A 25,661-nucleotide genomic window follows, 5' to 3' on the forward strand; every position below is an offset into this window, starting at 1 on the left:
CCTTTATATTAGTCTCTTAATGGGTTATTATAGTGTCAGAAACAAGTCCAATCCGCTTAACAGGATTAGAAATGTAGAGGTGTATATTATATGGTTATGTATAAAGATCTTGAAGGCAAGACGGCCGTAATCACTGGAGGAGACTCAGGGATTGGTGCTGCCATTGCTGAACGTTTGGGTCAAGAACACATGAACGTGGTTATTAACTACCACAAAAACGAAGAGGCAGCTAACCAAGTTGTTGAAATCGTTGAAAAAAACGGTGGCCACGCCGTTACTAAACAAGGCGACATTGGCGATGATGCTGGTGCTGAATCATTAGTACAAACCGCCGTTGATTCCTTTGGTGATTTGGACGTTTGGTTCAACAACGCTGGGATGGAAAAGAAGACCCCTACAAACGAAGTTACCCTTGAAGAATGGGAAGCAGTCGTTAACGTTGATTTGACTGGTACTTTCTTGGGTACTAAAGCTGCTTTAAACTACTTCTTAAAGCACAACAAGAAGGGTAGTATCGTTCAAACTTCATCAGTTCACCAACAAATCCCATGGCCGACATTTGCAAGTTACGCTGCAAGTAAGGGTGGCGTTAAATTATTCACCGAAACTGCCGCAATGGAATTTGCTCAACAAAACATTCGAATTAACTCGATTTGTCCTGGTGCCATTAACACCCCAATCAACGCTAAGAAGTTTGCTGATCCAAAGACTTACGAATCAACTGTTAACATGGTTCCAATGCACCGGATTGGTAAACCTTCCGAAGTTGCAGCTGCTGCCGTTTGGTTAGCTTCTGACCAAGCTAGCTACGTTACTGGAATCTCACTTTACGTTGATGGTGGAATGACATTATACCCATCATTTCAAAATGGTAACGGTTAAAATTACCAACCAAAAAGACTACGAATTCAAATTCGTAGTCTTTTTTTTGTCTAAAATACCTTTAAAATTCTTTTGATTAACTCATTAATTCCGTGCCATCCAAACAGGACGCATGCGACAACTAATCCAACTCCTTCAAAAAAGAGGACCAATCGTTCTCTTTGATCCAGGATAAAATATGCAGCAATTACCCCGATTACAAGTAAACACGCAACTGTTAGTCTGATTTTGGCTTTGATTGGTCCTCATCTCCTCAGCATTTCTGTCTCAATTCTACCAATCATTTCACTAAATTCAACTACTTAAAATACTGTTGCGAAAAGCCAACAACTTTTTGCGTATACGTATCAGGATCCTGACTCCGACCTTCAATGTGGCCAGCACCCTTAATGATCCAGATTTGTTTTGGACCAGCATCGTTCTTGTAGTTCTCATAGGCATTTTTAACGGGGACAAACTTGTCAACATCACCGTGAATGATAAACAACGGAATCTGGTTGTGCTTTAAAGTCTTCTTTGTATTCCCATCATTCATGTTATACTTCGCAAACATTCGTACATAGAGATTAACGGTCGGAACCAGTGGGAAACTCGGAATGTTAAATAGCCGCTTCAATTGGCCACCCAACTCACCTTCCACACTGGCATAGCCACTGTCCTCAATCGCAAATTTTACGTTGCTTGGCATTTTTGGCAGGGAATACATGACGGCCGAAGCTCCCATGCTTGTCCCAAACAGACCTAATTCACCGTCGGGGTGGTCATAATTGAGCACTCGAGCCCATTTTTCCAGGTTAGTGGCGTCTTTGACACCGTACCCGATGTATTTACCACCACTGCCACCAAACGACTGGTTATCGGGTGCCAGGACGTTATAACCGGCATCATGAAAAATCTTAATGAATGACTCCATCTCTTCACTATTACTACCGTACCCGTGAACGACAATCATCGTCTTGTTGGTTGGTTTTTCCGATGGGACGTATCTAGCAACTAGATTGGTCCCATCACTCGCCTTTTCGTGTAGAACCTGTGCGTGATTATCACTAAACCACTCGGTATCGGGCGTCCCAGCATTTTCGTTGTACAAGCTGGCTAGTCCCGTCTTCCCAAAGGCAAAGTTAAACAGGAGATAGCCAACCGCCAAATCAAGGATGATTGCGAAAATGACAAAGAAGAAAGCCGTCACTCCAGTCCATTTCAGTATTCTTTTCATTGGCCTTACTCCTTTCTAATTGATTTTCACTTTTAAAAATGATTTTAATAAGTCTATGTACTATCTTAGTGGAGGTCAGACACAATGACACAAAAAAGGTTTAGTTTAGTGAAAAATTAATGAAAATAAAATACACCTATGAAAACCATAGGTGTATTTGTGCTTGTATAAGGATAAAATTACTAATTATATAATATGTTTATTTATTAGAATTGTTATCTGAACCTTGCTGGTTTGAATTCTGCTTCTCAGAGTCTGGTGTAACGTCCTTCCAATCACCTTTAGCTCCATCATCATTAATCAAGTCCGTCTTAAGCGTACTAATGTTAGTAAATACCTGCCACATGATAATGGCCATCACAATGTGTGAAATCCATCCCACAATTGGAATGACCGCGATTATTGACAAGACAATCCCAACGATAAATCTTGGTTTGATGTTATCCATCTCAGCCTTAACTTTACCATCACTGAGTGAGCTCACCATCTGCGAACTGATGATGAAACAAGTAATGTAGAGACCTAATAGCACCAGTAGTGGAACCCACAACATGCTGACAATGATGATGCCACCGAGGATTGGAAACAATAAAACCGTTTCAATAATTGAAATTACTAGGGTTAGAACATACAAGAAGTCTAACTTTTGAACAATATCTGATTTCTTCATAAATTCCTCCAATTAAATCTTTTCTATATTATTATTTTACCCTAAAATCGAATTCATTTGGGGAAATTAATCGTGATACAATTGGTGTAATTGCTTAATGGAGATGAACAACTTGCCGAAACGCACACACCACATTGATTTTTCAGACATTCGATACGTTCTCTTTGCAACCATTATTGGAACGCTGACGGGTGCCGTAATTGCGTCTTTTCGTTACCTAATCCAGGTCGCTTTAAAATGGTCGCTTACAATTTATCATGGACTTGACCACAATCTCAATCTTCTGTGGTTGGTAATTCCCACTTTCTTACTCATCTCAATCGTGACCGGTCTTATCATGAAGGGCGATCCTGACGTTAAAGGCTCCGGGATTCCACAGGTTGAAGCTCAACTTGCAGGCAACATTGAAACTAATTGGGTCTCTGTCTTATGGCGGAAATTTGTCACTGGTGTCCTAACCGTTGGAACCGGAATTTTCGTTGGACGAGAAGGGCCCTCCGTTCAGTTAGGTGGTGCCATTGGTCAAGGAATTGCCCAGGGCTTTAAAGAAGGCGGTTCTGAGCGACGATTGATGATTGCGACCGGAGCAGCCTCAGGACTGTCGGCCACCTTTAGTGCACCACTAGCAGGGACGTTCTTCGTCATGGAGGGCGTTTACCGCAATTTCTCCCCCGCCGTTTGGCTTTCGTCACTCACGGGGTCAATCTGTGCAAACTTTGTTTCCTTAAAAGTTTTCGGCTTAAAACCCATTCTGCCCATTTTCTACAGTCACATTTTTCAACTGCAGAACTACTGGCAACTGATTATCCTAGGTATTATTCTGGGTGTCCTAGGCTACGTCTATAACCTAGGTCTACTGGACCTGCCAAAGTGGTTCGCTAAGATTAAAATTATTCCATGGTACTTTATGTGTGCGATTCCGATTTTACTGGTTATTCCCGTTGGAATGTTCTTTCCGACCACCATCGGAAGTGGTAGTCGGGTCATCATGACCGTCGCCACTCACAACGTGCCCTTAACCGCCATCTTTGTCTTTCTAATCGTCCGGTTTGTCTTCGGGTTAATTACGTATGGTGCCGGAATCCCTGGTGGTTTCTTCATGCCGGTCTTGGCCGTTGGATCACTGATTGGTGCGGCTTACGGTGGTTTTATGTCACAGACTGGACTGCTCGGTTCCGGGTACGTCAACAACTTGTTGATTTTCGGGATGGCCGGCTACTTTGCGGCCGTCAGTAAGGCGCCCTTTACCTCCATCATGTTAATCACCGAACTGGTCGGTAACACCAAGAACTTCATGGCGTTAGCGCTCGTAGTCCTTATCTCGTACGTCGTGGTCGACATGCTGGGTGGTCAACCAATCTATCAAGCCCTAGCCGAACGATTAACGGCCATCAAGACATACTTCAACGCTGACAGCAAGACGGACAAGATTCAGGTCCCGGTCTACGAATTCAGTTCAATTGAAAACAAGTTAGTCAAAAACATCCACTGGCCGAACCACTCCATTCTAATCACGATTAGTCGGGGTAATCTCCACATCATCCCTAACGGAAACACTCAGATTAAAGCCGGTGATACGCTGATTGTCCTCGCCCATCGTGACAATATCGGACCCGTCAAGAAACAGCTGGTGAAAATGGCGATGGAAATTGACGAATAAAAAACACGCATTACGTATTTATTTACGTAATGCGTGTTTTTTTATTGCTCAGTTTTAACTTCTTCAGGTTTAATATCTTTTAAATCTCTCGTGTCAATTTTCTTTAACACAAGACGCCCCTCAAGAATCATTTTGTGAAGAATATTCTTTCCCTTTTGGGTTCCTGTTGATTCACCATAAGTATTCATAAGTTTGTATACTTCTTCAAAATAATCAGATTTAATTTTATCTTCTTCACATTCATCATAAATTGAATAACAAAATACTAATTTAATTGAACTACTATAAATATCATAATGATCAAAAATTGTTTGAAAATACGAATAATCTGCAGGGGCCAGTGAATGACCATAAAAGTAAATACTTTTAGCAAACTGAGGAAGAATTGTTGACTGCGTAACTTTGGCATTAATCGCATTTTCTCTAGTCATAATTCGATACGTTTTACTAAATTTATAAAAGGAATTGCTTACTATTGAATTAGCATCAACACCAATAATTGGACTTGATGCATATTCAACATTATCTTCATTTTCATATTCATAAATATTTCCATGAATATTCTCTACCCCTACATTTTCTGAATCCTCTTTGAATGGATTAGTATAATTAAAATCTAAAATATTAAAATTCCTATGGTTATTAGATTTAATTCTATATAATAATTTGTTTGCTTTTTGTTTATACAAATCATTTTCAAGAGATTTAATATATTTCCCTAAATTTTTTTCGAAATGATTTAATTGGTCAAATAAAAAGTCAACAAAACTATTTCCTGTGTATTCTTCAACTTTAAAACCATAAGTATAAACTATTAAAAACAATAATATTAAATTATTCCCAATAACATTGCTACCATCCTGAGGAATCATATTTAATATTTTTTCTTTAATAATTACCTTTTTCTCCGCGTTTTCATTATTTAGATATTCTTTTGATTGCTGCAATATATCCATAATATTAAGAACAGATCCCATATAACTACTACCATTCAATAATTCTCCTAAATTAGATTCAACATCTGCCCATCTATTATCATTAATTGATTCTTTATGCAACAATTGATTACATTTAAAATAAATATCAAATAAAGATGGTACATAAGAATTACTATTTATTCGAGTGTCTATTCCTCCATCAGTATTATTGTATTTAGGAAGTTTATGAATGCACTTACACAAAATACTATCAAACATAAAATCATGGTCTTTATTTTTTACTACAATATTATTTAATTCTTTTATTCTTTTTACTAAGTTACCAGCAAATTGACTAACATTAAGTTCATTAGCATTTATTTCTTTATCTTCAATCCAATTAAAATAATCCTTAAATGTAGTTTTAAGCCCACAAGCTAAATCAAAACCGTTTCCAACTATCAACAAATCTCTTGAGGTATGCTTATGCCTATTTTCATTCCTCATAACTGCTGACCTCCGTTATTCATAATGTGAATAGTTTAACTTTGTTTTATTAAAATGTCTATGTAAAATATCAAACACAAACTAATACATTGGCATTGAAAACGATTACATAACCTGCTAGTCTTAAATTAAGAGTTGTAACTACAAGCAATATTTATGAAAGTTGGTGCACACATGGAAAAGAACGTTTTAGGAATCGACCTCGGCACGGGATCGGTCAAAGTCACTGCTGTCAACAAGCTTGGTGATATCGTGGGACAAGAATCAACGGAGTATCCGAATCCGCATCCCAAACCAGGTTGGAGTGAACAAAATCCCAATGACTGGGTGAATGGTACGATTGCGGCGATTAGAAAATTAGTCAATGATGATAATGTTGATCCGGAGTCCATTAGTGGAGCTAGTTTCTCAGGCCAAATGCACGGACTAGTCTTGTTGGACAAAGACAACAAGGTCATCAGACCAGCTATCTTGTGGAACGACACTAGAACCACTAAACAACGAAAAGAGATTGAGGATAAACTAGGGAAGCGATTCGTTGAAATCACCGGTAATCAACCACTGGAGGGCTTTACCATTACCAAACTTCTCTGGGTCAAGGAAAACGAACCGGAGAACTGGGCGAAAGTAAAAACCTTCCTCCTACCAAAAGATTACCTGCGCTTCAAAATGACCGGTAACATTGCGGTCGACTTTTCTGACGCCACCGGAACTACCCTCTTAGACATCCACGATAACAAGTGGAGCCTTGAAATCTGTAAGGCGCTCGGAATTCCCGAGAAAATCCTCCCGCCACTAATTCAGTCCATTGACTACGCGGGAAACGTCATCCCCGACTTCGCCGATCAAGCCGATATGTCAACCATTACCAAGGTCTATGGTGGAGCCGCCGACAACTCCGCTGGCGCGGTTGGAGCGGGCATCATGTCACCCAATAACGCGTTGGTCAGCGTCGGAACCTCTGGCGTGGTCCTCCATCATGAAGTGGACCTCTCAAACGACTATGGTGGTCGTCTGCAAATGGAAGACCATTCCATTCCGAACACCTACTATTCAATGGGTGTCACGCTGGCCGCGGGTGATTCATTAACATGGTACAAGAACACTTTCGTCAAGGACGAAGACTTTACCGAGATGACTAATGAAGCCGGTAAATCTCCGATTGGAGCCAACGGTCTCTTATTCACTCCGTACATTGCTGGGGAACGAATGCCTCACGCTGATTCGCAAATTCGCGGGAGCTTCATTGGAATTAACCGCACCCAGGTCCGATGCGACTTCACTAGAGCCGTGATGGAAGGGATCACCTTCAGTCTCCAAGATATCCTTACCATTTACGCCGAAATGGGTGCGACCATTGATCACGTTACTTCCATTGGTGGCGGCGCTAAAAGTTCCGTTTGGACCCAAATGCAGGCGGACATCTTCGACAAACCCGTCATTACCCTCGCAAACGAACAAGGACCTGGCATTGGAGCAGCCATGATTGCGGCTGTCGGACTTGGTTGGTTCACCGGCTTTCCCGCCTGTGCCGATCAGTTCATCAAGTTCGGTAAGACCTACGAACCAATTGCCGCTAACGCTGATAAATACGCTAAGATTTTTAAAATCTATCAACAAATTTATCCCCAAACGAAAAAAATTAGTCATGAATTACAGAATTTACGTTAATTCAAACCCCAAAATATAAGGATGCAGCCTAGGCTGCATCCTTTTTACTAGTGAAACGGGTTTTAATTAATCCGATCAGAGCCGGAAGTAACGTAATCAAGATAATTGATAAAATCACGGCCGAAAAGTGTTCCTTAACGAACGGAATGTTGCCAAAGAAGTATCCGCCACCACAACATAGTGCGACCCATGCCACACATGCGGTAATGTCATACTTCACGAACTTTTGGTAACTGTAGTCACTGCTGGCAGCGACGAACGGAACGAACGTCCGCACAATCGGCATGAAGCGACCAAGTAGGATGGCCCATGAACCATACTTATCAAAGAACTGATGGGCTTTCTCAAAATCCTTGGGCTTAATGAACCTGCTCAAATGCCTATTGTCAGTGATGGCTAACCCAACTTTTCTTCCCAGAAAGAAATCCAGTGAGTCCCCCAAAGCAGACGCCAGAAAGAACAAAATCACAAAAATCCAGATGTTTAAATCATTGGTACTAGCAGCGGCCAGAGCAGCGGCCGCAAACAAAAGTGAATCACCCGGTAAAAATGGCATGATCACGGCGCCGGTTTCGATAAAGATAACCGCAAACAGGATCAGATAAGTCCAATTGCCAAACATGTTGACGAGTGTGACTAGGTGGTGGTCAATGTGAAGCACAAAATCGACTAAAAAACTCATATAATTAATCCCCACTTAAATTTAGTTATTTTGTAATTTTACCAAAATGCCGCTAGTAAGGATAGCCACGGAACACCTATCAGCTTCTATTTAAACTAAAATTAATGAATATCAAAAAGACGACTGAACTATCTGAAAGTTCAATCGTCTTTTAATTTTTCCAAATTTAATTACAATTTCGGTTGAATCAGTAAGATGACCCCGATGACCGCTACTACCAAGATGGCAATCGCAAAGTAGCGTTCGTACTTACCAAAGATTGGTTGACCCGGTGCGTACTGTTTTCTCGCGTACATAAACAGTGGGATTCCCAAAGCGTAGATCACGAAGGCAATCGTCAGGTATTCCAATCCGGCGGCGTATCCCATGAAGATGGTTCCTAAAATTGCGAGCGCTGAAACCAAATAGGCACTCTTTCTAGAAACGGATAGTTTGTGCCCTTCAGGATTGAACGTTTTCTCATTGCGACTAATCTTGAACAGGTACATCATCGAAATCAGGTACGGTGGCACCGTCATCGTTCCCACGATCGTCAGCGTGAAATTAAAGGCCCGCCCCGCAAAATGGGTAAAGATAATGATTAATTGAATGACGATAACCGTCATGAACAGCGAGTGAATCGGAACGTTGTTCTTGCCCATCTTTCTAAAGAACTTCGGGAAGGTCCCGTCCATGGAGGCAGCTCGTGGCATCTCAGACAGAACTAAGACCCACGTCAACCAACTGGATAAGACGGCGACAATGACGCCAAAGGTGATGATTAAGCGTCCCAGTGGTCCCAAAACAATCTGCATCAAGGCCCCAGTTGACGGACTCTGCAGGTTCGCCAGTTGACCGTAACTTCTCAAACCAAGGGGAAGAATTGAAACCAAGGCGTACAGTACCAAACAAATTAAGAAGCCATATTTAGTGGCCTGACGCACGTCCTTTTGACTCTTGGCGTTACTTGACAGTACCACGGCTCCTTCAACCCCAGAAAAGACCCACATTGTGGTCATCATGGCATTTCGGACTTGGGAAAACAAACTCCCCATGGCCTCATCATTAACCTTTGGTAACGTCTGGGACGCAAACATGTTGGTGGTAAAGGCGTGCCAGTTGAAGACCACAATCATCGTAATGATGAAGATGGCCACAATCGTCAACATGCAGATCGTCCCAAAGATATCGACGTGGCTGGTAACCCGGATGCCCTTTAAAATTAGGTATGTCATCAGCCATAACACGACGGTTCCCCCAATAATTGAAATCCAGTTATTGCCACCAGTAAACGTCCCAGGCCAAAACGCGTTTAACGTCGACATCAAGAGGACCGAATACGCGGCAACGGCAAACGACTGACAGATCCAGTACCCCCAACTTACAAAGAAGGCGGTAAAGTTGCCAAAGCCAGCGTGGGCATAATGATACAAACCAGTGGTGTACTGTGGTCGAACCTCCGATAGAGTCATAAACGAACGCACAATAAACCAGATAATTAATCCCGATAGCACCCAAGCGATGATTTGGGCAATTGCTCCGGCATGGAGTGCCATGTTTTGTGGCAAATCGTAGATCCCACCACCAACCATCGCTGATAGTACAAACGCGGTCAGACCAATAGTTCCGACCTTTTCTTTTTTACTACTCAAATCCTCACTTCTTTCATCTTGAATTAAAAGAAAAAGGCGATATTATTCGCCCTCCTCTTGATAATTAATCCATTCTCATGATGTTTTTACTGTTTAATTTCTTGGCTTCTTTAATCTGACTCTTCATGCTTCGACTCTGAAAGTTGACTTCAACGGAATTCCCGTCGTTACGCAAGTCTTCAGCGGTTTTTAGGGCCTTATCAAGAATCTGATTCTTAACGTCAGCTTCCTTATCTTTCACGTCGGTCGCAATGAAGTAGTCAATCGAATCACTGTCATCGTTAGAGTTCACGATGGTTGCCAACCGTTCCTCACCAAAGGCAAAGCCAACGCCTCCGGTATTTTCAGGTCCCCCGAACTCTTCCACCATGTGATTGTATCGGCCACCGGCACAGATCGTGGTGTAATCGTCTCCGAAGCTCGGATCCTTGGCCATGATTTCAAACACCGTATCAGTGTAGTAATCAAGTCCGCGAACCAGCCGATCATCAACGGTGTATGGAATGTCTAAAGCATCAAGGGCCGACAAGACATCATTAAAGTACTCTTTCGATTCATCAGTCAGACTGTCTTCTAACTTCGGAGCGTCAGCAACTAATTGTTGGTCCCCCTTGTCCTTACTGTCTAAAATCCGGAGCGGATTCTGTTTTAAGCGCCGTTTGGAGTCTTCACTTAATTGGTCCTCATACTTTGAGAAGTAGGCTACTAAGACGTCATGGTAACGTTTCCGACTCTCTTCGTCACCCAACGTGTTGATTTCAACCTTTAAGTCGTTGATGTCGACGCCCTTGAAGATGTCCAGGGCTAACGCAATCGTTTCGGCATCAATCTGGGGACTGGTAGCTCCGATTGATTCACACCCAATCTGATGGAACTCCCGGTTATGAGTAGCACCCGGACGTTCGTATCTAAACATCGCCCCCATGTAGAAAACCTTAACGGGCTTGGGATGTTCTGGTCCAAAGAGCTTGTTTTCAACGAAGGAACGGACTACTCCAGCCGTTCCTTCCGGTCGGAGTGAGATGTCTCGCCCACTTTTGTCCTGGAAACTGTACATCTGCTTGGTGACGATATCCGAACTATCACCAGAGGTTCTGGTAAAGACAGGGGTTTTCTCAACTAGCGGAGTGCGCATCTCATGAAAGTCGTATCGAGCGAAAACGTCCCGCGCCGTATCTTCGATTCGTTGCCAAACACTGGTCTCATCAGGCAAAATGTCTGACATCCCTCGCACTTTCTTAAATTTGTCATCCATAATATTCCCATCTTTCTATTAATTGTTTAATTAAAATTCTGTCAAATAGATATACGTAGATTTTACCATTATTGAATTACTCTGTCTTGTCCGTCTTTATAAATCAGTCAAGCGCCAACTACATATGATTAAAGTTAACCAAAGAAAAATTGTTCGAGTTGTCATTGATGTTACAACGTTTTTTATGGTATTCTATTAACAATTTATATAAAACTGAACAATAGGAGGAGTACGATGAAGGATTGGAATTATAAATTCGGGAAACAAGGATTAACATTTGACGATGTTCTCTTAATTCCTGCAGCAAGTGACGTGTTACCAAACCAAGTTGACTTAAGAACGACCTTAGGCAAAAACTTAAAGTTAAACCTACCCGTTCTAAGCGCAAGTATGGACACTGTCACAGAGGCACCTTTAGCGATTGCGATGGCTCAAAACGGTGGACTCGGCGTAGTTCACAAAAACATGAGCGCTAAAAAGCAAGCAGCTGAAGTTAAAACGGTTAAAAATGCTGAAGTTACCGGTGCCAATGCTGCGGTTGATGACAATGGTCATCTATTAGTAGCGGGGGCCGTTGGGGTAACTAACGATACCTTCGATCGAACTCAATTATTATTTGATGCCGGGGCAGACGCCGTCATCATCGATACCGCCCACGGTCATTCCAAGGGTGTGTTAGAAAAAATCGCTGAAATCAGAAACAAGTTTCCAGACAAAACTTTGATTGCCGGAAATATTGCGACTGGTGCTGGTGCCAAAGCCCTCTTTGATGCTGGTGTTGACATTGCCAAAGTCGGCATTGGACCCGGTTCCATCTGTACCACCCGAATCGTGGCTGGTGTAGGAGTTCCCCAAATCACCGCTGCCTTTGACGCCGCCCAAGTTGCCGCCGATTACGGCAAGCAAATCATCGTTGACGGTGGGATGCAGTACACCGGAGACATCGTTAAGGCGCTCGCAGCGGGCGGCAGTGCCGTCATGCTAGGAAGTATGCTGGCAGGTACAACGGAGGCCCCTGGAGACGTTTATACGGGTGCTGACAGTAAAAAGTATAAAGCATACCGTGGCATGGGCTCACTGGCAGCCATGGAAAATGGTTCTTCTGACCGATACTTTCAAGGTAAGGTCAAAGAAGAAAAGAAACTCGTCCCAGAAGGAATTGAGGGTCAAACCCCTTACAAGGGTGACGTCTCAACCGTTCTCTTTCAGATTGCGGGTGGCCTTCGTTCCGGAATGGGATACACCGGCTCTCACACCATTTCCGACTTAATTAATAACGCTCAATTTGTTAGAATTACTAATGCAGGACTACGCGAATCACATCCCCACGATGTGCAAATCACCAAATCCGCACCAAACTATTCAATCGATAAATAGGAGGAATTTGATGGCAACTGGTACAAAAAAACGTGATTATGATGAGATTTTAGTTCTCGACTTTGGGAGTCAATACAACCAATTAATCACCCGTCGCATTCGTGACATGGGCGTTTATTCAGAACTAAAACCACACACCATCACTGCCAAAGAAATAAAAGCGATCGCACCTAAGGGCATCATCTTTTCTGGCGGTCCCAACAGTGTCAACGGCAAAGACGCTTTAGACGTCGACCCCGAGATTTTAAACATGGGCATTCCGATTCTGGGAATCTGTTACGGCATGCAACTATTGGCCCACGATTTAAAGGGTGGTCAAACCACCACCGCTGACGACAGTCAGTACGGTCCCGCTGAAATCAAAGTCACAAGTAATGATTCTGGCACGTTTAAGGGACTTGACCCCGATCAAACCGTTTTAATGAGTCACGGGGACTTTGTGACCAAAGTGCCAGACGGTTTCAAAGTAACCGCCACTAGCGAACAGTGTGCCATTTCTGCCATGGAAGATCCTGATAAAGACATCTATGCCGTCCAATTCCATCCCGAAGTTAACCTCACCAAACAGGGGAACCAAATGCTGCACAACTTCGTCTTTGACATTGCCCACGCTAGGGACAACTGGTCAATGGACGACTTCATTGAAGATGCCATTACAAACATTAAGGAAGAAGTTGGCGACAAACGCGTCTTACTGGGTCTCTCTGGTGGAGTAGATTCCAGTGTGGTCGCCGTTCTCTTACACCGGGCAATTGGGGACCAACTCATCTCCGTCTTCGTTGACCACGGTCTGTTGCGCAAGAATGAAGCTCAACAGGTCTTACACACTTTAGGCGATGAATTTGGCTTAAACATTGACTTTGTCGATGCGAGTGACGAATTCTTATCCAAACTAAAGGGCGTCACCGATCCTGAAAAGAAACGTAAAATCATCGGCAAAGAGTTTGTCGACACCTTTTCAAAGGAAGCCCGGAAGTTCAAGGACGTTGATTTCTTGGCCCAGGGAACCTTGTACACCGATGTGATTGAATCCGGAACGGATACTGCGCAAACGATTAAGTCCCACCATAACGTTGGTGGACTACCTAAAGACCTCAAGTTCAAGTTGATTGAACCCCTAAATAAACTCTTTAAGGATGAAGTCCGAGAAATCGGTGAAAAACTGGGAATGCCAGACGAGATGGTTTGGCGGCAACCCTTCCCTGGTCCTGGTCTTGCCATCCGAATTATCGGTGACGTAACTCCTGAACGATTAAAGAAGGTGCGTGATTCTGACGCCATTCTGCGTGACGAGTTCAAAAAGGCCGGTCTGGACAAGAAGGTTTGGCAATACTTCACTGCTTTACCTGGGATTCGCACCGTTGGTGTCATGGGTGATGAACGAACCTATGATGAAGCCATCAATATCCGAGCCGTCAATTCCGTTGATGGGATGACCGCTGAATTTGCGGAAATTCCGTGGGACGTCTTGAGTAAAGTCTCATCACGAATCGTCGACGAAGTGCCCGGGATTAACCGCGTACTCTACGATATTACCGGGAAGCCACCGGCAACCATTGAGTATCAATAAAAATAAATATACAAAAAAGATCCTCACTAAAAGTGAGGATCTTTTTTACTGATTACGGTCTCAACACCGCATACGCCTTGCCAATGAAGTCTTCAATTGCTTGAGAATCTGGCAATACAAATGAAACTTTCGGATAAAATGCAAAATTAGTCAAAATATCAAAGTGCCATTCATAGACATCACTCGTCGTTCCATTGGTGGTCGTACTAGCACCTCCGACCGCAAAGTTAATATTTTTAATTTGTAGTGGGATTGCTCCACCAACCGTGCCAGAGTTAGAAGTGGTCTGCGAACCAGTATGAACCCGTTCACGGCTGACTTCTTTGATGTTATCTTTGTTATAGATTACTAGCAGGTCTTTATCCAATTCAAAATACATAAATCCCTTATCGTAATAAATAATGGCCTGATTATCAGTTTTAAAGCTACGCCAAAAACTGTCATTCAATCCTAATTGATCCACTAAATTATTAATCAATTTATCCATATATTGATAGTAATAATCCAAATAAGTCTTTCTAGCATTGGCTAAGTTTTTTCTAACCATGTTAGGAAAAAGCCCTTTTTTACGCATCAAAAAGGCTAGAATCCAGAACAGAATTCCCAAACCATCTGCCACCAAAAAGAAGAAACCTAAAACAATCATTATCCATTTACCGAAGTTTAAAAGCACCAAGTAAGTGCCGTCTTGTGATTCAGTTTGAACATAATTCCTAGTAATTTCCTCGCCCTTTTCAGAATGCGCAAAATCTGGAAGTCCGGTGAATTCAAATAATTTATATTTGCCGGGTATTTTTATTTTATTGTTCATTTCTCTCTTCCTTAGTTGCCACTCCGTCCATAAACCACCGTGTGATTGTTATTACTAGTCCAAACCACAATCATATCAGTGTCATTTGGTTTGCCGTTAGACGTGTAAGAAGTTGTGGTTCCCTTTGGAAAGAAACTGACCGACCAATTAATTGGAGTATCTTCGTCTTGAAGTGAAGCAACTAACGAACCGTTATTTTCCTTATAAGTTAATGAATGTGACCCACTATTGTCGGTTAACGAATTAGCGTTCATCTTGATGTCACTGTTTGAAATTTCATCTTTAGTAACACTCAAGTTGTCCGTTCCACCAGGTTGAACAGTTGGACCTTGAGTACCAGAGCCACCCACATTATTTTCAATGTGACCGACTTCTTTCCACTGGCCGGCAATGCTACTGTAATCACCGGACTGTATCTGACTAAGGTTCATTGCCGCCACTTTAGGAGCTGCGGTCTTAGTATCAGACTTACTGGTCGTTACCTTTTTAGGAGCACTCTCTTGCTTATGTTTAACCACACTAGAAGCACTCGACGATTCCTTTTTAGGACTGTCATTTTTAGAAGCGCCACATCCAGCAAGGGTTAGAACGCTCAGGGCGGCAATGCCCATTAACATAATTTTTTTAGTTTTCATCTTTGGTATACTCCACTCCCATCAACTTAAATGACTTTCTATCATGCGTGATTTGTCCAGCCGTTTTAGCTTTGTGTTTCCCATTTTCTTCGGTCAGCTTAATTTGGTTATCCTTAATTTCATAGGAACCTTTTTTACCGCCCATTTGGGTAAAGTAATTCCCTTTAAACGTAAAACTCGGCTTCATTTTGGCTGGTACACTTTTATCATCAGCGGAATACGTGCCACCAATATGGTTTCGATAGTTGGTATAAACTCCAATCCCAAGTAACAGCAGAACTAAAATCGACATCACAGTCCAAGTCAACCAACTGTGATGATTAGCTTGTTTTTTATCATTTTTCATCTTTGGTATATTTCATCCCCATCACATCTAACGACTTCCGATTATCGGATAATTTCCCTTCAACCGTACTGTTTTTACCATTATTCTTTTCGGTCAACTCAATATTATTACCATCAATCTTATAAGTTCCCTTTTTGCCGTCATCTTCAGTAAAACCGTTGCCTTTAAAGGTAACTCTACTTTTCACGTTCGTAATTAAGAGATTGGTATTATGCGTATAAGTTCCACTAAGATGAGTTCGTTGATCGTGGTAGATTCCAAATCCAACACCAAATATCACGACAACCACAGCAACGATGGCAGCAATACTAACATAACTAGCTTTAATCTCGTGCCCCGTTTTTTGACTCATTTTTTTAGAAACATTTTCAAAGGCATGATTAACTGACTGAGAAGCATTCTGAAAGGTATGTTCTCCCTTAGTTTGATTTCCCTGATTATTGGAATTGGTCGAACCCGTCAGTTTACGTCCACAGTGCGGACAAAAATCAGGGTCACCCTCAATGGGTTTGCCACAATACGGGCAAAAATGATTGTGATTTTCCATAATATTTTTAAACTCCCAAAATTGTAGTATTTTTTTGTTAAAAATTAATTATTGAAATTATGATTCAGAAACTGCCAATGTGAATGATGCGTGGACTTTACCATTTACAACATTAACGGAAACATTTTGTAAGTTTAATGCCGTGATAAAACTCAAGGAATTTTGGATCAATGATGCGTTACTGTTATCCCACAACAAATCAGCTAACTGTTGATCGGATGTAATCATGGATACATCTCCATCGACACTACCGTTAATAGATAAATGGCCAGCATTTGGATTTGGATCAACTTGTGGCTTGCCAAATGAAGCTACCTTAGCTTGTAAGGCCGCTCTGACACCCGCTTCATCAGGAGTGAAAGCTGGTTTTGGTGTATTGCTTCCATTATTTGTTGAGCCACCGTTGTTAGACGGATTAGTAGGCGTAGTTGAACCACCATTGCCGTTACTTCCACTACCGTTGTTGTTAGCAGGTGGAGTCACTTGGCCGCCGTTGTTAGTGTTTCCAGCGTTATTAGATGGATTGGATGGAGTTGTGCTTCCACCATTGCTGGTCGAACCACCATTACTTGTAGAACCTCCGTTTTGTGACGGGGTAGTTGAACCACCATTATTAGTTGATGGAACTGGAGTAGTGTTTCCGCCCTTTGACGGTGCTACCTGCCCACTGTTATTTGAGGGAGTAGTTTGATTGCCATTGCTGGTACTTCCGCCATTTTGTGATGGTGTTACTGAACCACCGTTGTAAGTTGGAGTGGTCGAAGTACTTTGACTTGTTCCGTTATTCTTTTGTGATTGAGTTGAAACTTGGGTGTTAGAGCCCGTCTTACCAGCCACTTTTTCACTAGCTGCTGTTACGTTACCAGTGGTCTTTTTAGTATTTGCAGCAGGAGTTTGAGCAGTTGCTGCTGAATTTTGGCCCTTAACTCCGGCTTTCTGACTAGCTCCGACAACTGGTTGAGCTTGGACGTTTCCAGCACCATTTTGGAGGTTGTTCCAACCGGCATAAATGCTTTCGCCAGGTTTACGGGAGTTCACTGGAATCACAATCTTTGAACCAGCGTAAATCAGGTTAGCATTTTGTAAATGGTTGGCATCGGCAATGTCTTTAACGGTACTGTTGTACTCTTGAGCGTAACCAGATACCGTATCACCCCATTGAATGGTAATAACCTTTTTGTTACTAATTTTTGATGAACTAACTTGGTTGTCAGTCGTCGTGGTTGAGGCATTCGTTGAAGCGGTGTTAGCTGTTACAAATACTCCTAGTGCTAATGAACTAAGTAATAGTCCTTTAAGAACGTTCTTTTTATTAAATTCCATCGTTAATCTTCCTTTCAAAACCAGTTTCTAAACAGCAAAGTAACTCTTGAATTAACGCGCTTATTCAAATACAACAGGGAACTACGCTATCCCATTAACTTTTCATCATCTACCTTCACCTTAAAATTAGAATCGTTAATCAACATAAAACATCCCCCTTTTGTATTTCCCACTCCGTTTTAGAAAAAATTACAAAAAGGCACGAGTGGCTTTATTAAAAATTAACAATTTGTTTTATTATTTACAAACTCCCAATTTTTGAACAAGGTGTCTAAGTATTGTCATAATCGGCTTTTAGGGTTGAACATTCGTCATAAAAGTGATTATCATTTAGACATAATGTATATTATTTAACAATAATATTCTTAACTAAATCTTAATATTTGAGGAGTCGGTACCGTGATTGCTTTAAACACGAAACACTTAATTGCACAAGCATTTCTAGAGTTATCTGTCACAAAGCCACTTTATGAAATCAGAATCACCGATGTAATCCAAAAGGCAGACTTGTCTAGAGGAACTTTCTATAATAATTTCAATAGTATCGACGACATCTTGGTTTATATCGAACGTGAAGTAGATAATCCTATTATCAGTGGCCTAAAGGCCATGGCTACCCCCCCCCAGCAATACCGAGCGTTCTCCATTTGAGTTGATTGCCGATTATTTACTACCTGCCTTATACGATAAAAGAGAGATTTTAAAAATTCTCTATAATCCCAATCTACGTGGTCATTGGACTGAATTTTTAAAAAAGCGTTACAAGGAATGGGCAATGAAAAATATTTTTAACAAATCATCATCAAACAACAAAAATATTTCTACCAATCTTTCATGTGAATTTTGCGTCAATATGTATCTCTCAATCATTGAAATCTGGATGACTCAACCTATCCCGGAAGACCCAGAGCATTTTAAAGTGACCTTCCTTTTCTTTGTGAACACTCCGATGAAGTTAATGATTTAAAAAGAGTTAGAAGTGAAATCTAACATGAAATATCAAAAGAACCATTTCCACTAACATTGGAAATGGTTCTTTTGATGATTGTACTAGTTACCCCCCTATTTTGATGTATACTTATACTTGGATTTTATATCAAAATACATAACGAGGATGGTTATTATGAATATCAAGAAAATCGCTCTTTCACTTCTAGTCGGTACTACCATGTTTGCCGGTGGACTGTTTGTAACCCATCCAAACATGGTTTACGCTGACTCAAATGTCGCGGCAGGTACTGCGCAAGGTCAAGTTGTCGTCCAGTACGTCAATGCTTTAACTGGTCAACCAATTCGTGCCAGTAAAGTTATCTATGGTGCTCCTAACAGTATGCTTGACCTATCAAACGACGTTCCAAATATTCCCGGATACGTTGCCGGAAGTAACCGAGCTGATAACGGTGGTAACACCTATCCAGCTGCTGGTCAGTCAATGACGGTCACCATTGCGTACCAACCACTCAATAAGCCACAGCAAAGTGGGAATTATCAGGGTGGAAACGCAACATCCCCTTCAAACGGCACGACCACAAACGGACAGAATAACGGTTCAAGTGGCGGAAACGCAGCGATAAATAAAAACGGTAATTCTCAAGCAAATAATAACCAGGGACAAGCCGCTAACGGTAACGAACCTAAGCAAGCAAATAAAGCTAAGCAACAAAATAAAACCAAAAAAGACCAACAAAAGCAGAAGAACAAGCATCATAATGACAAGAATCAAAAGGCTAAAAGAGACAAGCGGAACCACAAATCAGCCAAAAAAGATCACACTGGATGGATGATCGGTGGTATTATTGTCATTCTAATTGTCGGAATTGGAGCTTTTGTCTGGTATCGCGTAAGAAAAGCACATCATTTTAGACACTAAGTTAACTTAATCAATTGTAGGTGAAAAGACTGTCAAATAATGTTGTTTGACAGTCTTTTTAAGTCGGAATTAGTAAGCATTGAATTAGTAGGGAATTTTAATAATGGAAACAAATATGGCAAAAAATCGTTTTATCACTGGCTTCACCGGACTTAGAGCACTAGCAGTTATTTGTGTTATTCTCTACCATCTCAATCAAAATATCTTTAGTGGTGGCTACTTAGGAGTTCCGGTATTTTTGACCCTTTCAGGATATCTAATTACCGACCATTTAATTAACGAATATGAATCAACTGGACATTTTCGGTATGGTCACTTCTAGTACAAAAGATTAAAACGTTTATACTCAACCTTAATCGTGATGTTATTTGCTACAGCAACTTATATCACATTATTTCAACGAAATTTACTGGCCAATTTGTGGCAAAGTGTCGTTACCAATTTAACGTACGTCTATAACTGGTATGAAATTGCTAACGGTCAATCATACTTTCAAAATTTTGCTGGGTCTGAGTCGCCCTTTACTCATTTGTGGACTTTAGCAATTGAAGGTCAATTCTACCTAATCTGGCCCCTAATTGTCGTTTTATTGTTACACGTCTTTAACAGAAACAAACATGGTCTTTTAAACAAGAAGAGCATTTTCTTTGTTGCCATTGGCTTATCCGTTTTATCAGCAATCCTGATGGCAATCTTATTTAAGCCTGGCACTGATCCAAGCCGAGTTTACTACGGGACCGATACCCGGATTTTCTCAATCTTATTGGGAGCTGCCTTAGCAATTGTGTGGCCCAGTAATCGAATCGTTAGAAATTCCGCTCAAGGCCAAAGGACCTTCTTTGACGTCGTTGGACTAATCGGTATCATTGGAATGGTATGGTTGATATTTACGGTTGGAGCTCAATCCACATTTTTGTATCATGGTGGAATGGTACTGTTCTCACTATTTACCGTTCTGATTATGTGGGCCATTCTCTCAAACATTAGTCATTGGAACTGGTTGATGACCAATCCCGTTTTTGATTGGATTGGTTCCAGAAGTTATGAAATTTATGTCTATCAGCTGCCTGTCTTTATCCTTTTCGAGGATAAATTCAAAAATGTTGCCAATCATCAGTTGTTATATGCCGTTATTGAAATTCTACTGATTATTGGTATTTCCGAGATATCGTATCGCTTTGTTGAAGTTCCATTTGGCAAATATGACTACAAAATCCTTTTTAGTAAACTAATTGAATTCATGAGTCACACTAAAATACGTGAAATCATTCTCAGTGTACTTGCAATAATCGGTGGAATTGGTATTCTTCAATCCACTACCATTAATCCTAAACAGGCTAATCACACTCAGCTTGCCAATAAAATTCAAAAGAACGCCAAAACCGAAAAAGAAAATAACAAAAATCTCGCTAAAGAAATCAAGAGTGGTAAAAAGGTTAAACGATCTACCAAAGACCAAAGCCAATTAGAAAAAAATGGCTTAACTGCCGCACAGGTAAAAGAAGCTCAAAATCTGTCCGGAACTGCAGTGGGTGACTCAGTTATGTTAGCTGGTCATGACGATTTACAGAAGATTTTCCCGCGTTTCTACATTGATGCCCAAGTTTCACGCCAACCAGCCGCTGCCGTCCCTGATATTAAAAGTTTAGCCAATCAAGGACTACTAGGCAAAAACGTTGTCATTGGACTGGGGACAAACGGTAACATTTCACCGGAAACGATGAAACAAATTATGGAGATTGCTGGTCCTAAGCGTCACGTTTTCTGGATTAACGTCCACATTCCAACTGAAACTTGGCAAAATTCCGTGAATGCCATGCTGAAAGACTCACAAAAGAAGTATAAAAACTTGTACATCATTGATTGGAATGACTATATCAACAAGCATCCGAACTGGTTATACTCCGATCAAGCCCATCCAAATAATCAAGGAGCCCCAAAATACGCAACTTTTGTAGCTCAAAATGTTTTAAAGAACGCCATAAAATAAATATAACTAAAAAGGAACTCCCAAATCTTTCGACTTGGGAGTCCTTTTTGGATACCTAACGTTAGAGTGTCTTACATATAATGTGACTTATTAGTTTTCGACTTATTTCGTTAGATACCACTATTCAGTAGAACTACGTAATCGTGACTTAATTTGCTTCTGACTACTTTCGTTTCTTCTTTTGCATACCAGCACCATTGACTAACCTGTCAATTCGCTCAAATGTCTCGCAGATTCCACCTGTTACTGGGAGTGTTATTGGCCGTGAAACCTGCTTAAGCAATGCATTTCCCACCACCCCGCGCAAACCGAAAAAACTCCAACAATCGCTACCAAACTAATCAGTGACAGCAATCCTACTATTAAAACAATCAGGCCATAAATGCCCAATTGTCGGTGATTGATATACATCTTCCACAAGTATTAATTCCGAAATGGCCCACCCGAAAATTAACTCATTTGATATTAAAGAAACCGCCAGGATCTTTTTATCATTATGTGTTTAATATTTATTTATGTTTATATCCCTCAATACTTGTGGCCTGACATGTATACATACGACAATCTAAGTTGTTGTTATTAGTTATTTTTGATTAATATGAAATACTTTTCTCACATTCAAAATTACCGCAAACGAAACTTGATTTATCTTTAATTATAGAGATGAAACCACCTTCTCAATCTTTAATTCCACAAGTTATTTCATAAATAACGGCCTTTTATGGCGTAAAAATCTGATTAATTAAGTGGTTAAGCGTTTGCGCAAATTGTTTAAATTAAGTTGATCAATTACAGCTAAAGTCACTCAAACTTCTTGACCCCTTCTACAAGCGATACATGTTATTCAAACTGTAAACAATCCCACTAATCTTTAAGAACGGTTAAAAATAATGGCCCCGTTGCCTGTCATACCAGCCCTTCAATTGATTTCATGTTTATTTTTTAAAATAAACATGTTTCTCATTAATCCTCATACAGGCATGCTCGGTTAACCGTTTTCTCAATTTTATAACAACAATAACCTTAATTTCAATCTTAATTGAGATCGTTTTGCTTTTTATAATTTTATTAGATATGATAATTCCATGCAGTTAGCAGTTATGAAATAAAATTTGAGGAAATGAGAAATGAACAAAAAACGAGTCACCATTAGAGAAGTTGCCAAACACGCCAAAGTTTCAACGGCCACCGTGTCACGGTTCTTAAACAACCATTTGAACTCAATGTCCAAGAACACGGCGAATCGCATTAAACGATCAATCAAACACCTCGGGTACGTTCCTAACTCAATGGCACGTGGCTTAAGCCGCCAAAATGACAGTGGGAGCATCATTGCGGTGGGAGTATCAGACATCGAGGATCCCTTTTCAATCAGAATGTTTGAGGGAATCCAGGACCAACTGTCCATTTACAAGTACATCCCCTTACTGATTAATTCCGCCAGTAAGTACAAAAACGAACGCGACCTCTTTCTAGCCTTAGATACTAGCCTCATCAGGGGCGCCATCATTCATCCCGTCAACAGCCACATCAAGGACATTGCCGAACTTTTAAAACCGCGTTTCCCCGTTATTTTGACCGATAAATCCATTAACGATGGCTTTTTTTATAATATCGTCATCAACAACTTTGCGATTTCTCAGAAAGCCGCCGCCTACTTTAAAAACAACCTGGGGCTTTCCAAGTTAATCTTAGTTACTAACGCCGAAAGCGAGATGAAGGTCGTCAGAGAGCGCGTTGCCGGGATTAAATACGTCTACCCCGAACCTGATATTACAATTGTCAAGCCCGGTTATTCCAAAACGTCACTTCATCGTGCCTATCATGAAATCGTTCGCCAATTAAAAAAGCAACCCAACAGTTTGATTTTCTGTCTAACGGAAAAGTGGCTGTTAAGCTTTTTGCCCCGGTTGTTGCGTAACAACATTATTGACCGCGACAAGATTCCAAACATCACTGGATTTGTGAGTTCCAACATCGTTAACCTAATTCAGCCAAAAACGAAGTGTATCAGGACAGACGCATACACCATGGGAAAATACGCCGCGCAACTCATGTACGACATCTTAAACAAAAAAGTGGACCCAAGTAAAAAACGCTACATGGTCCACGCCAAATTTGAATAATATCTGTAACCGACTAAGTCCATGCTTAGCCGGTTTTTGTCTAATAAATAAAAAGTGCCACTTCTGAGAAGCAGCATTTTTTGGAGTTTGAAGCTATGTGTGCTCCAGAAGTAGGAAGCATTGTGAAAGTATCTTTTTTGGAGCGACTAAAGAATAACACGGCCAAATGCCTTACCAGATGTCGTTTAAAACCCACTCAAAGTAATAATGAAAGATTTACTGCCAAAACGCCACCCATCACGTTTAGTTAATCGTTTACGAAACTTATCTTAAGCCTAATTTTGGCTCAAAAAAACTTTAGACCAGCGCCAAGCTCATCCGCGCCAATCACTTCCGCTATCCTAACTCTTGTTTAATGATTATTTCAAAATCATAATTAGTCTCTTTTTATTATTTTGGTGATATACTCCTCTCATCGACTAGTTAAGAAACATTTTTATCGGACTCCCTAACTAATATAGATACTTTTTAAACCTCGATAACTCACAAGCGTCAGGCATCCACAAACTAATGTACTGTCAACTTAACTAGCCGAATCTTCCTAATTGCTCTGACTTCTTCAGCGAAGCCAGGGTTTTTTCTTTTGGATTTTTGGTAATACTTAGATTATTCTATTTAAGGGAGGAAATTAAATGATAAATTGGTTTGATTTATTCTTTATGATTGGTACTTTGTTGTTAACAGTACTTCTAATTTTACTAGTTATCTTAGTACTATACTTGTGTATCCGCTTAGGAATAAAACTAAATAGGTTCTTAAATAGAGCGAAAGAGAATCATGGAAAAAAACATTAAATTATTAGTCACTAGTGTTATGCCCTTAGCTTCTGAATCAAAACTAGCAAATTATTTATAAATATAATTTGCTAGTTTTTTTGTTTATTTAAAATACTCTTCAGCGAACGCCCTGGTCTTATTAACGTAGACCTGTCCCTCTTTGTTCAAAGAATCGGCGTGTGTCGCGTGGTTCACAATCCACAATTTCTTAGGACCGTGGTCGTTTTTATAATTGATATAGGCGTCCTTTACGGGAACAAACTTGTCGGCATTGCCATGAATGATAAATAGCGGAATCCTGTTGTGTGCCAGGGTCTGCTTCGTGTCGGCATCGTAGAAGTCGTACTTAGCAAAAATATCACCGTAGATGCGGGCAATGGGCAGAATTGGGAAGGTCGGCAGGTGAAACAACGTTCCCAGTTCATATTTCAACTCGTCATAAATACTGTTATAACCACAGTCGGTAATCGCAAAGTCAACGTTGTGCGGGACCTTTGGCAAGGTAAAGAGAACGGCAGCCGCTCCCATACTGACACCAAACATGCCAAGTCTTCCATTCGGTATTTTCTGGTTAATCATGTTCATCCAGGTCACAATGTCAGACCGATCTTTCCATCCATAACCAGCATATTCCCCCTGACTGCGCCCAAATGATTCGTCATCGGGTGCGAGAACATTATAACCATCGTCATGAAACATTCTAATGTAGTTATTCATCTTGTGCCCAGTACTTCCGTAACCGTGGATTACGATCACGGTCTTATTCGTCGCTTGCTTAGCTGGTAAGTAGTAGGCCGTGAGTTTTAGGCCACCCTTGTTCGTTTGGTCCCAAATCTGGGGCTTTTGTTCTTTAATCCAAGTGGTGTTAACCTTTTCGCCGACCTGCGTGCTGTATCCACCCCGCTTAAACGCGAAGTTAAACAGGAAGTAGGTTCCCACAAAGATTAAAATAATCACGGTAATTACGATGGCAATCGTAACTTTGTGCCAACGCTTCAGCTTTCCTTTTTTCATAATTTCGCTCCTTTTTGCAACACTTGCCATTATACGGGCAGAGCGATTCAAATCATGATTAATTTTTAAGCGTCGCGTGGTACCGGTAACTAGCCAGCTTCAGACGAGTTACAGATTAATTTGAATGTCATTATATTAATCACAAATCGTTTTAGTTTGCTTCAAGCTAACTTTCAACTAAAATG

At 41.0% G+C, this 25,661-nt stretch carries 22 protein-coding genes; 10 read left to right on the forward strand and 12 right to left on the reverse strand.

Going from position 1 to position 25,661, the window contains the following annotated elements:
* Positions 1 to 96 precede the first annotated feature (96 nt).
* Positions 97 to 882 (forward strand): glucose-1-dehydrogenase, encoded by a 786-nt coding sequence (locus tag AC6UDB_RS01710; protein ID WP_500709029.1) that lies wholly within the window; start codon positions 97 to 99, stop codon positions 880 to 882.
* Between the two features lie 298 nt (positions 883 to 1,180).
* Here AC6UDB_RS01710 and AC6UDB_RS01715 read toward each other — a convergent pair whose 3' ends face one another.
* Both AC6UDB_RS01715 and AC6UDB_RS01720 read right to left on the reverse strand, forming a co-directional pair.
* Positions 1,181 to 2,098 (reverse strand): alpha/beta hydrolase, encoded by a 918-nt coding sequence (locus AC6UDB_RS01715; RefSeq protein WP_500708985.1) that lies wholly within the window; start codon positions 2,096 to 2,098, stop codon positions 1,181 to 1,183.
* A gap of 199 nt (positions 2,099 to 2,297) precedes the next feature.
* Complete coding sequence (locus AC6UDB_RS01720; protein WP_500708986.1) at positions 2,298 to 2,768, reverse strand: hypothetical protein; 471 nt, start codon at positions 2,766 to 2,768, stop codon at positions 2,298 to 2,300.
* Positions 2,769 to 2,871: 103 nt separating this feature from the next.
* Between AC6UDB_RS01720 and AC6UDB_RS01725 the strand changes: the two genes are divergently transcribed.
* A complete protein-coding gene (locus AC6UDB_RS01725) occupies positions 2,872 to 4,428 on the forward strand; it encodes a ClC family H(+)/Cl(-) exchange transporter (protein WP_500709030.1) in 1,557 nt (518 codons plus the stop codon).
* Positions 4,429 to 4,469: 41 nt separating this feature from the next.
* Here the strand turns inward: AC6UDB_RS01725 and AC6UDB_RS01730 are convergent, their stop codons facing one another.
* The gene (locus AC6UDB_RS01730; protein WP_500708987.1) at positions 4,470 to 5,852 is read right to left on the reverse strand and encodes an AbiH family protein; all 1,383 of its coding nucleotides are present in this window, start codon (positions 5,850 to 5,852) and stop codon (positions 4,470 to 4,472) included.
* 174 nt (positions 5,853 to 6,026) lie between these two features.
* Here AC6UDB_RS01730 and xylB point away from each other — a divergent pair, with 174 nt between their 5' ends.
* Positions 6,027 to 7,523, forward strand: a complete 1,497-nt coding sequence (xylB, locus tag AC6UDB_RS01735) for a xylulokinase (RefSeq protein WP_500709031.1) — start codon at positions 6,027 to 6,029, stop codon at positions 7,521 to 7,523.
* Between the two features lie 28 nt (positions 7,524 to 7,551).
* On the opposite strand, the gene AC6UDB_RS01740 is transcribed toward xylB, so the two are convergent.
* The 3 genes from AC6UDB_RS01740 to hisS all read right to left on the reverse strand — a co-directional run bounded on the left by AC6UDB_RS01740 (position 7,552) and on the right by hisS (position 11,091).
* The gene (locus AC6UDB_RS01740) at positions 7,552 to 8,205 is read right to left on the reverse strand and encodes a VTT domain-containing protein (RefSeq protein ID WP_500706165.1); all 654 of its coding nucleotides are present in this window, start codon (positions 8,203 to 8,205) and stop codon (positions 7,552 to 7,554) included.
* Positions 8,206 to 8,375: 170 nt separating this feature from the next.
* Positions 8,376 to 9,836 carry an amino acid permease gene (locus AC6UDB_RS01745; protein WP_500708988.1) on the reverse strand — a complete coding sequence of 487 codons (1,461 nt, stop codon included), beginning with the start codon at positions 9,834 to 9,836 and terminating at the stop codon, positions 8,376 to 8,378.
* Between the two features lie 64 nt (positions 9,837 to 9,900).
* Positions 9,901 to 11,091: a histidine--tRNA ligase gene (hisS, locus tag AC6UDB_RS01750; protein WP_500708989.1), complete on the reverse strand. Its 1,191-nt coding sequence runs from the start codon at positions 11,089 to 11,091 to the stop codon at positions 9,901 to 9,903.
* A gap of 234 nt (positions 11,092 to 11,325) precedes the next feature.
* Between hisS and guaB the strand changes: the two genes are divergently transcribed.
* Together guaB and guaA are read left to right on the forward strand one after the other, a co-directional pair.
* The gene (gene guaB / locus AC6UDB_RS01755) at positions 11,326 to 12,468 is read left to right on the forward strand and encodes an IMP dehydrogenase (RefSeq protein WP_500708990.1); all 1,143 of its coding nucleotides are present in this window, start codon (positions 11,326 to 11,328) and stop codon (positions 12,466 to 12,468) included.
* 10 nt (positions 12,469 to 12,478) lie between these two features.
* Entirely contained in the window at positions 12,479 to 14,038 is a 1,560-nt protein-coding gene (gene guaA, locus AC6UDB_RS01760) for a glutamine-hydrolyzing GMP synthase (RefSeq protein ID WP_500708991.1), read from the forward strand.
* Positions 14,039 to 14,090: 52 nt separating this feature from the next.
* Here guaA and AC6UDB_RS01765 read toward each other — a convergent pair whose 3' ends face one another.
* The 5 genes from AC6UDB_RS01765 to AC6UDB_RS01785 are packed head-to-tail and all read right to left on the reverse strand — an operon-like array spanning position 14,091 to position 17,700.
* Positions 14,091 to 14,849 carry a hypothetical protein gene (locus tag AC6UDB_RS01765; protein WP_500698894.1) on the reverse strand — a complete coding sequence of 253 codons (759 nt, stop codon included), beginning with the start codon at positions 14,847 to 14,849 and terminating at the stop codon, positions 14,091 to 14,093.
* 11 nt (positions 14,850 to 14,860) lie between these two features.
* Positions 14,861 to 15,484: a hypothetical protein gene (locus AC6UDB_RS01770; RefSeq protein ID WP_500708992.1), complete on the reverse strand. Its 624-nt coding sequence runs from the start codon at positions 15,482 to 15,484 to the stop codon at positions 14,861 to 14,863.
* Positions 15,474 to 15,830, reverse strand: a complete 357-nt coding sequence (locus AC6UDB_RS01775) for a hypothetical protein (RefSeq protein ID WP_500708993.1) — start codon at positions 15,828 to 15,830, stop codon at positions 15,474 to 15,476. Before AC6UDB_RS01775 ends, AC6UDB_RS01770 begins: the two co-directional genes overlap by 11 nt.
* Positions 15,820 to 16,377, reverse strand: a complete 558-nt coding sequence (locus AC6UDB_RS01780) for a hypothetical protein (protein WP_500708994.1) — start codon at positions 16,375 to 16,377, stop codon at positions 15,820 to 15,822. Before AC6UDB_RS01780 ends, AC6UDB_RS01775 begins: the two co-directional genes overlap by 11 nt.
* Positions 16,378 to 16,434: 57 nt before the next feature.
* Positions 16,435 to 17,700: a LysM peptidoglycan-binding domain-containing protein gene (locus AC6UDB_RS01785; RefSeq protein ID WP_500708995.1), complete on the reverse strand. Its 1,266-nt coding sequence runs from the start codon at positions 17,698 to 17,700 to the stop codon at positions 16,435 to 16,437.
* A 652-nt stretch (positions 17,701 to 18,352) separates the two neighbouring features.
* Between AC6UDB_RS01785 and AC6UDB_RS01790 the strand changes: the two genes are divergently transcribed.
* The 5 genes from AC6UDB_RS01790 to AC6UDB_RS01810 all read left to right on the forward strand — a co-directional run bounded on the left by AC6UDB_RS01790 (position 18,353) and on the right by AC6UDB_RS01810 (position 23,686).
* A complete protein-coding gene (locus AC6UDB_RS01790) occupies positions 18,353 to 18,667 on the forward strand; it encodes a TetR/AcrR family transcriptional regulator C-terminal domain-containing protein (protein WP_500708996.1) in 315 nt (104 codons plus the stop codon).
* A 156-nt stretch (positions 18,668 to 18,823) separates the two neighbouring features.
* Positions 18,824 to 19,570 (forward strand): hypothetical protein, encoded by a 747-nt coding sequence (locus tag AC6UDB_RS01795; protein ID WP_500708997.1) that lies wholly within the window; start codon positions 18,824 to 18,826, stop codon positions 19,568 to 19,570.
* A 103-nt stretch (positions 19,571 to 19,673) separates the two neighbouring features.
* The gene (locus tag AC6UDB_RS01800; protein WP_500708998.1) at positions 19,674 to 19,892 is read left to right on the forward strand and encodes an acyltransferase family protein; all 219 of its coding nucleotides are present in this window, start codon (positions 19,674 to 19,676) and stop codon (positions 19,890 to 19,892) included.
* A 39-nt stretch (positions 19,893 to 19,931) separates the two neighbouring features.
* A complete protein-coding gene (locus tag AC6UDB_RS01805; RefSeq protein ID WP_500708999.1) occupies positions 19,932 to 21,560 on the forward strand; it encodes an acyltransferase family protein in 1,629 nt (542 codons plus the stop codon).
* A 1,127-nt stretch (positions 21,561 to 22,687) separates the two neighbouring features.
* Entirely contained in the window at positions 22,688 to 23,686 is a 999-nt protein-coding gene (locus tag AC6UDB_RS01810; protein WP_500693285.1) for a LacI family DNA-binding transcriptional regulator, read from the forward strand.
* A gap of 878 nt (positions 23,687 to 24,564) precedes the next feature.
* Here AC6UDB_RS01810 and AC6UDB_RS01815 read toward each other — a convergent pair.
* Complete coding sequence (locus AC6UDB_RS01815) at positions 24,565 to 25,476, reverse strand: alpha/beta hydrolase (protein ID WP_500709000.1); 912 nt, start codon at positions 25,474 to 25,476, stop codon at positions 24,565 to 24,567.
* Between the last annotated feature and the right edge of the window lie 185 nt (positions 25,477 to 25,661).

The organism is Fructilactobacillus sp. X3R2C1 (genome assembly GCF_059901235.1).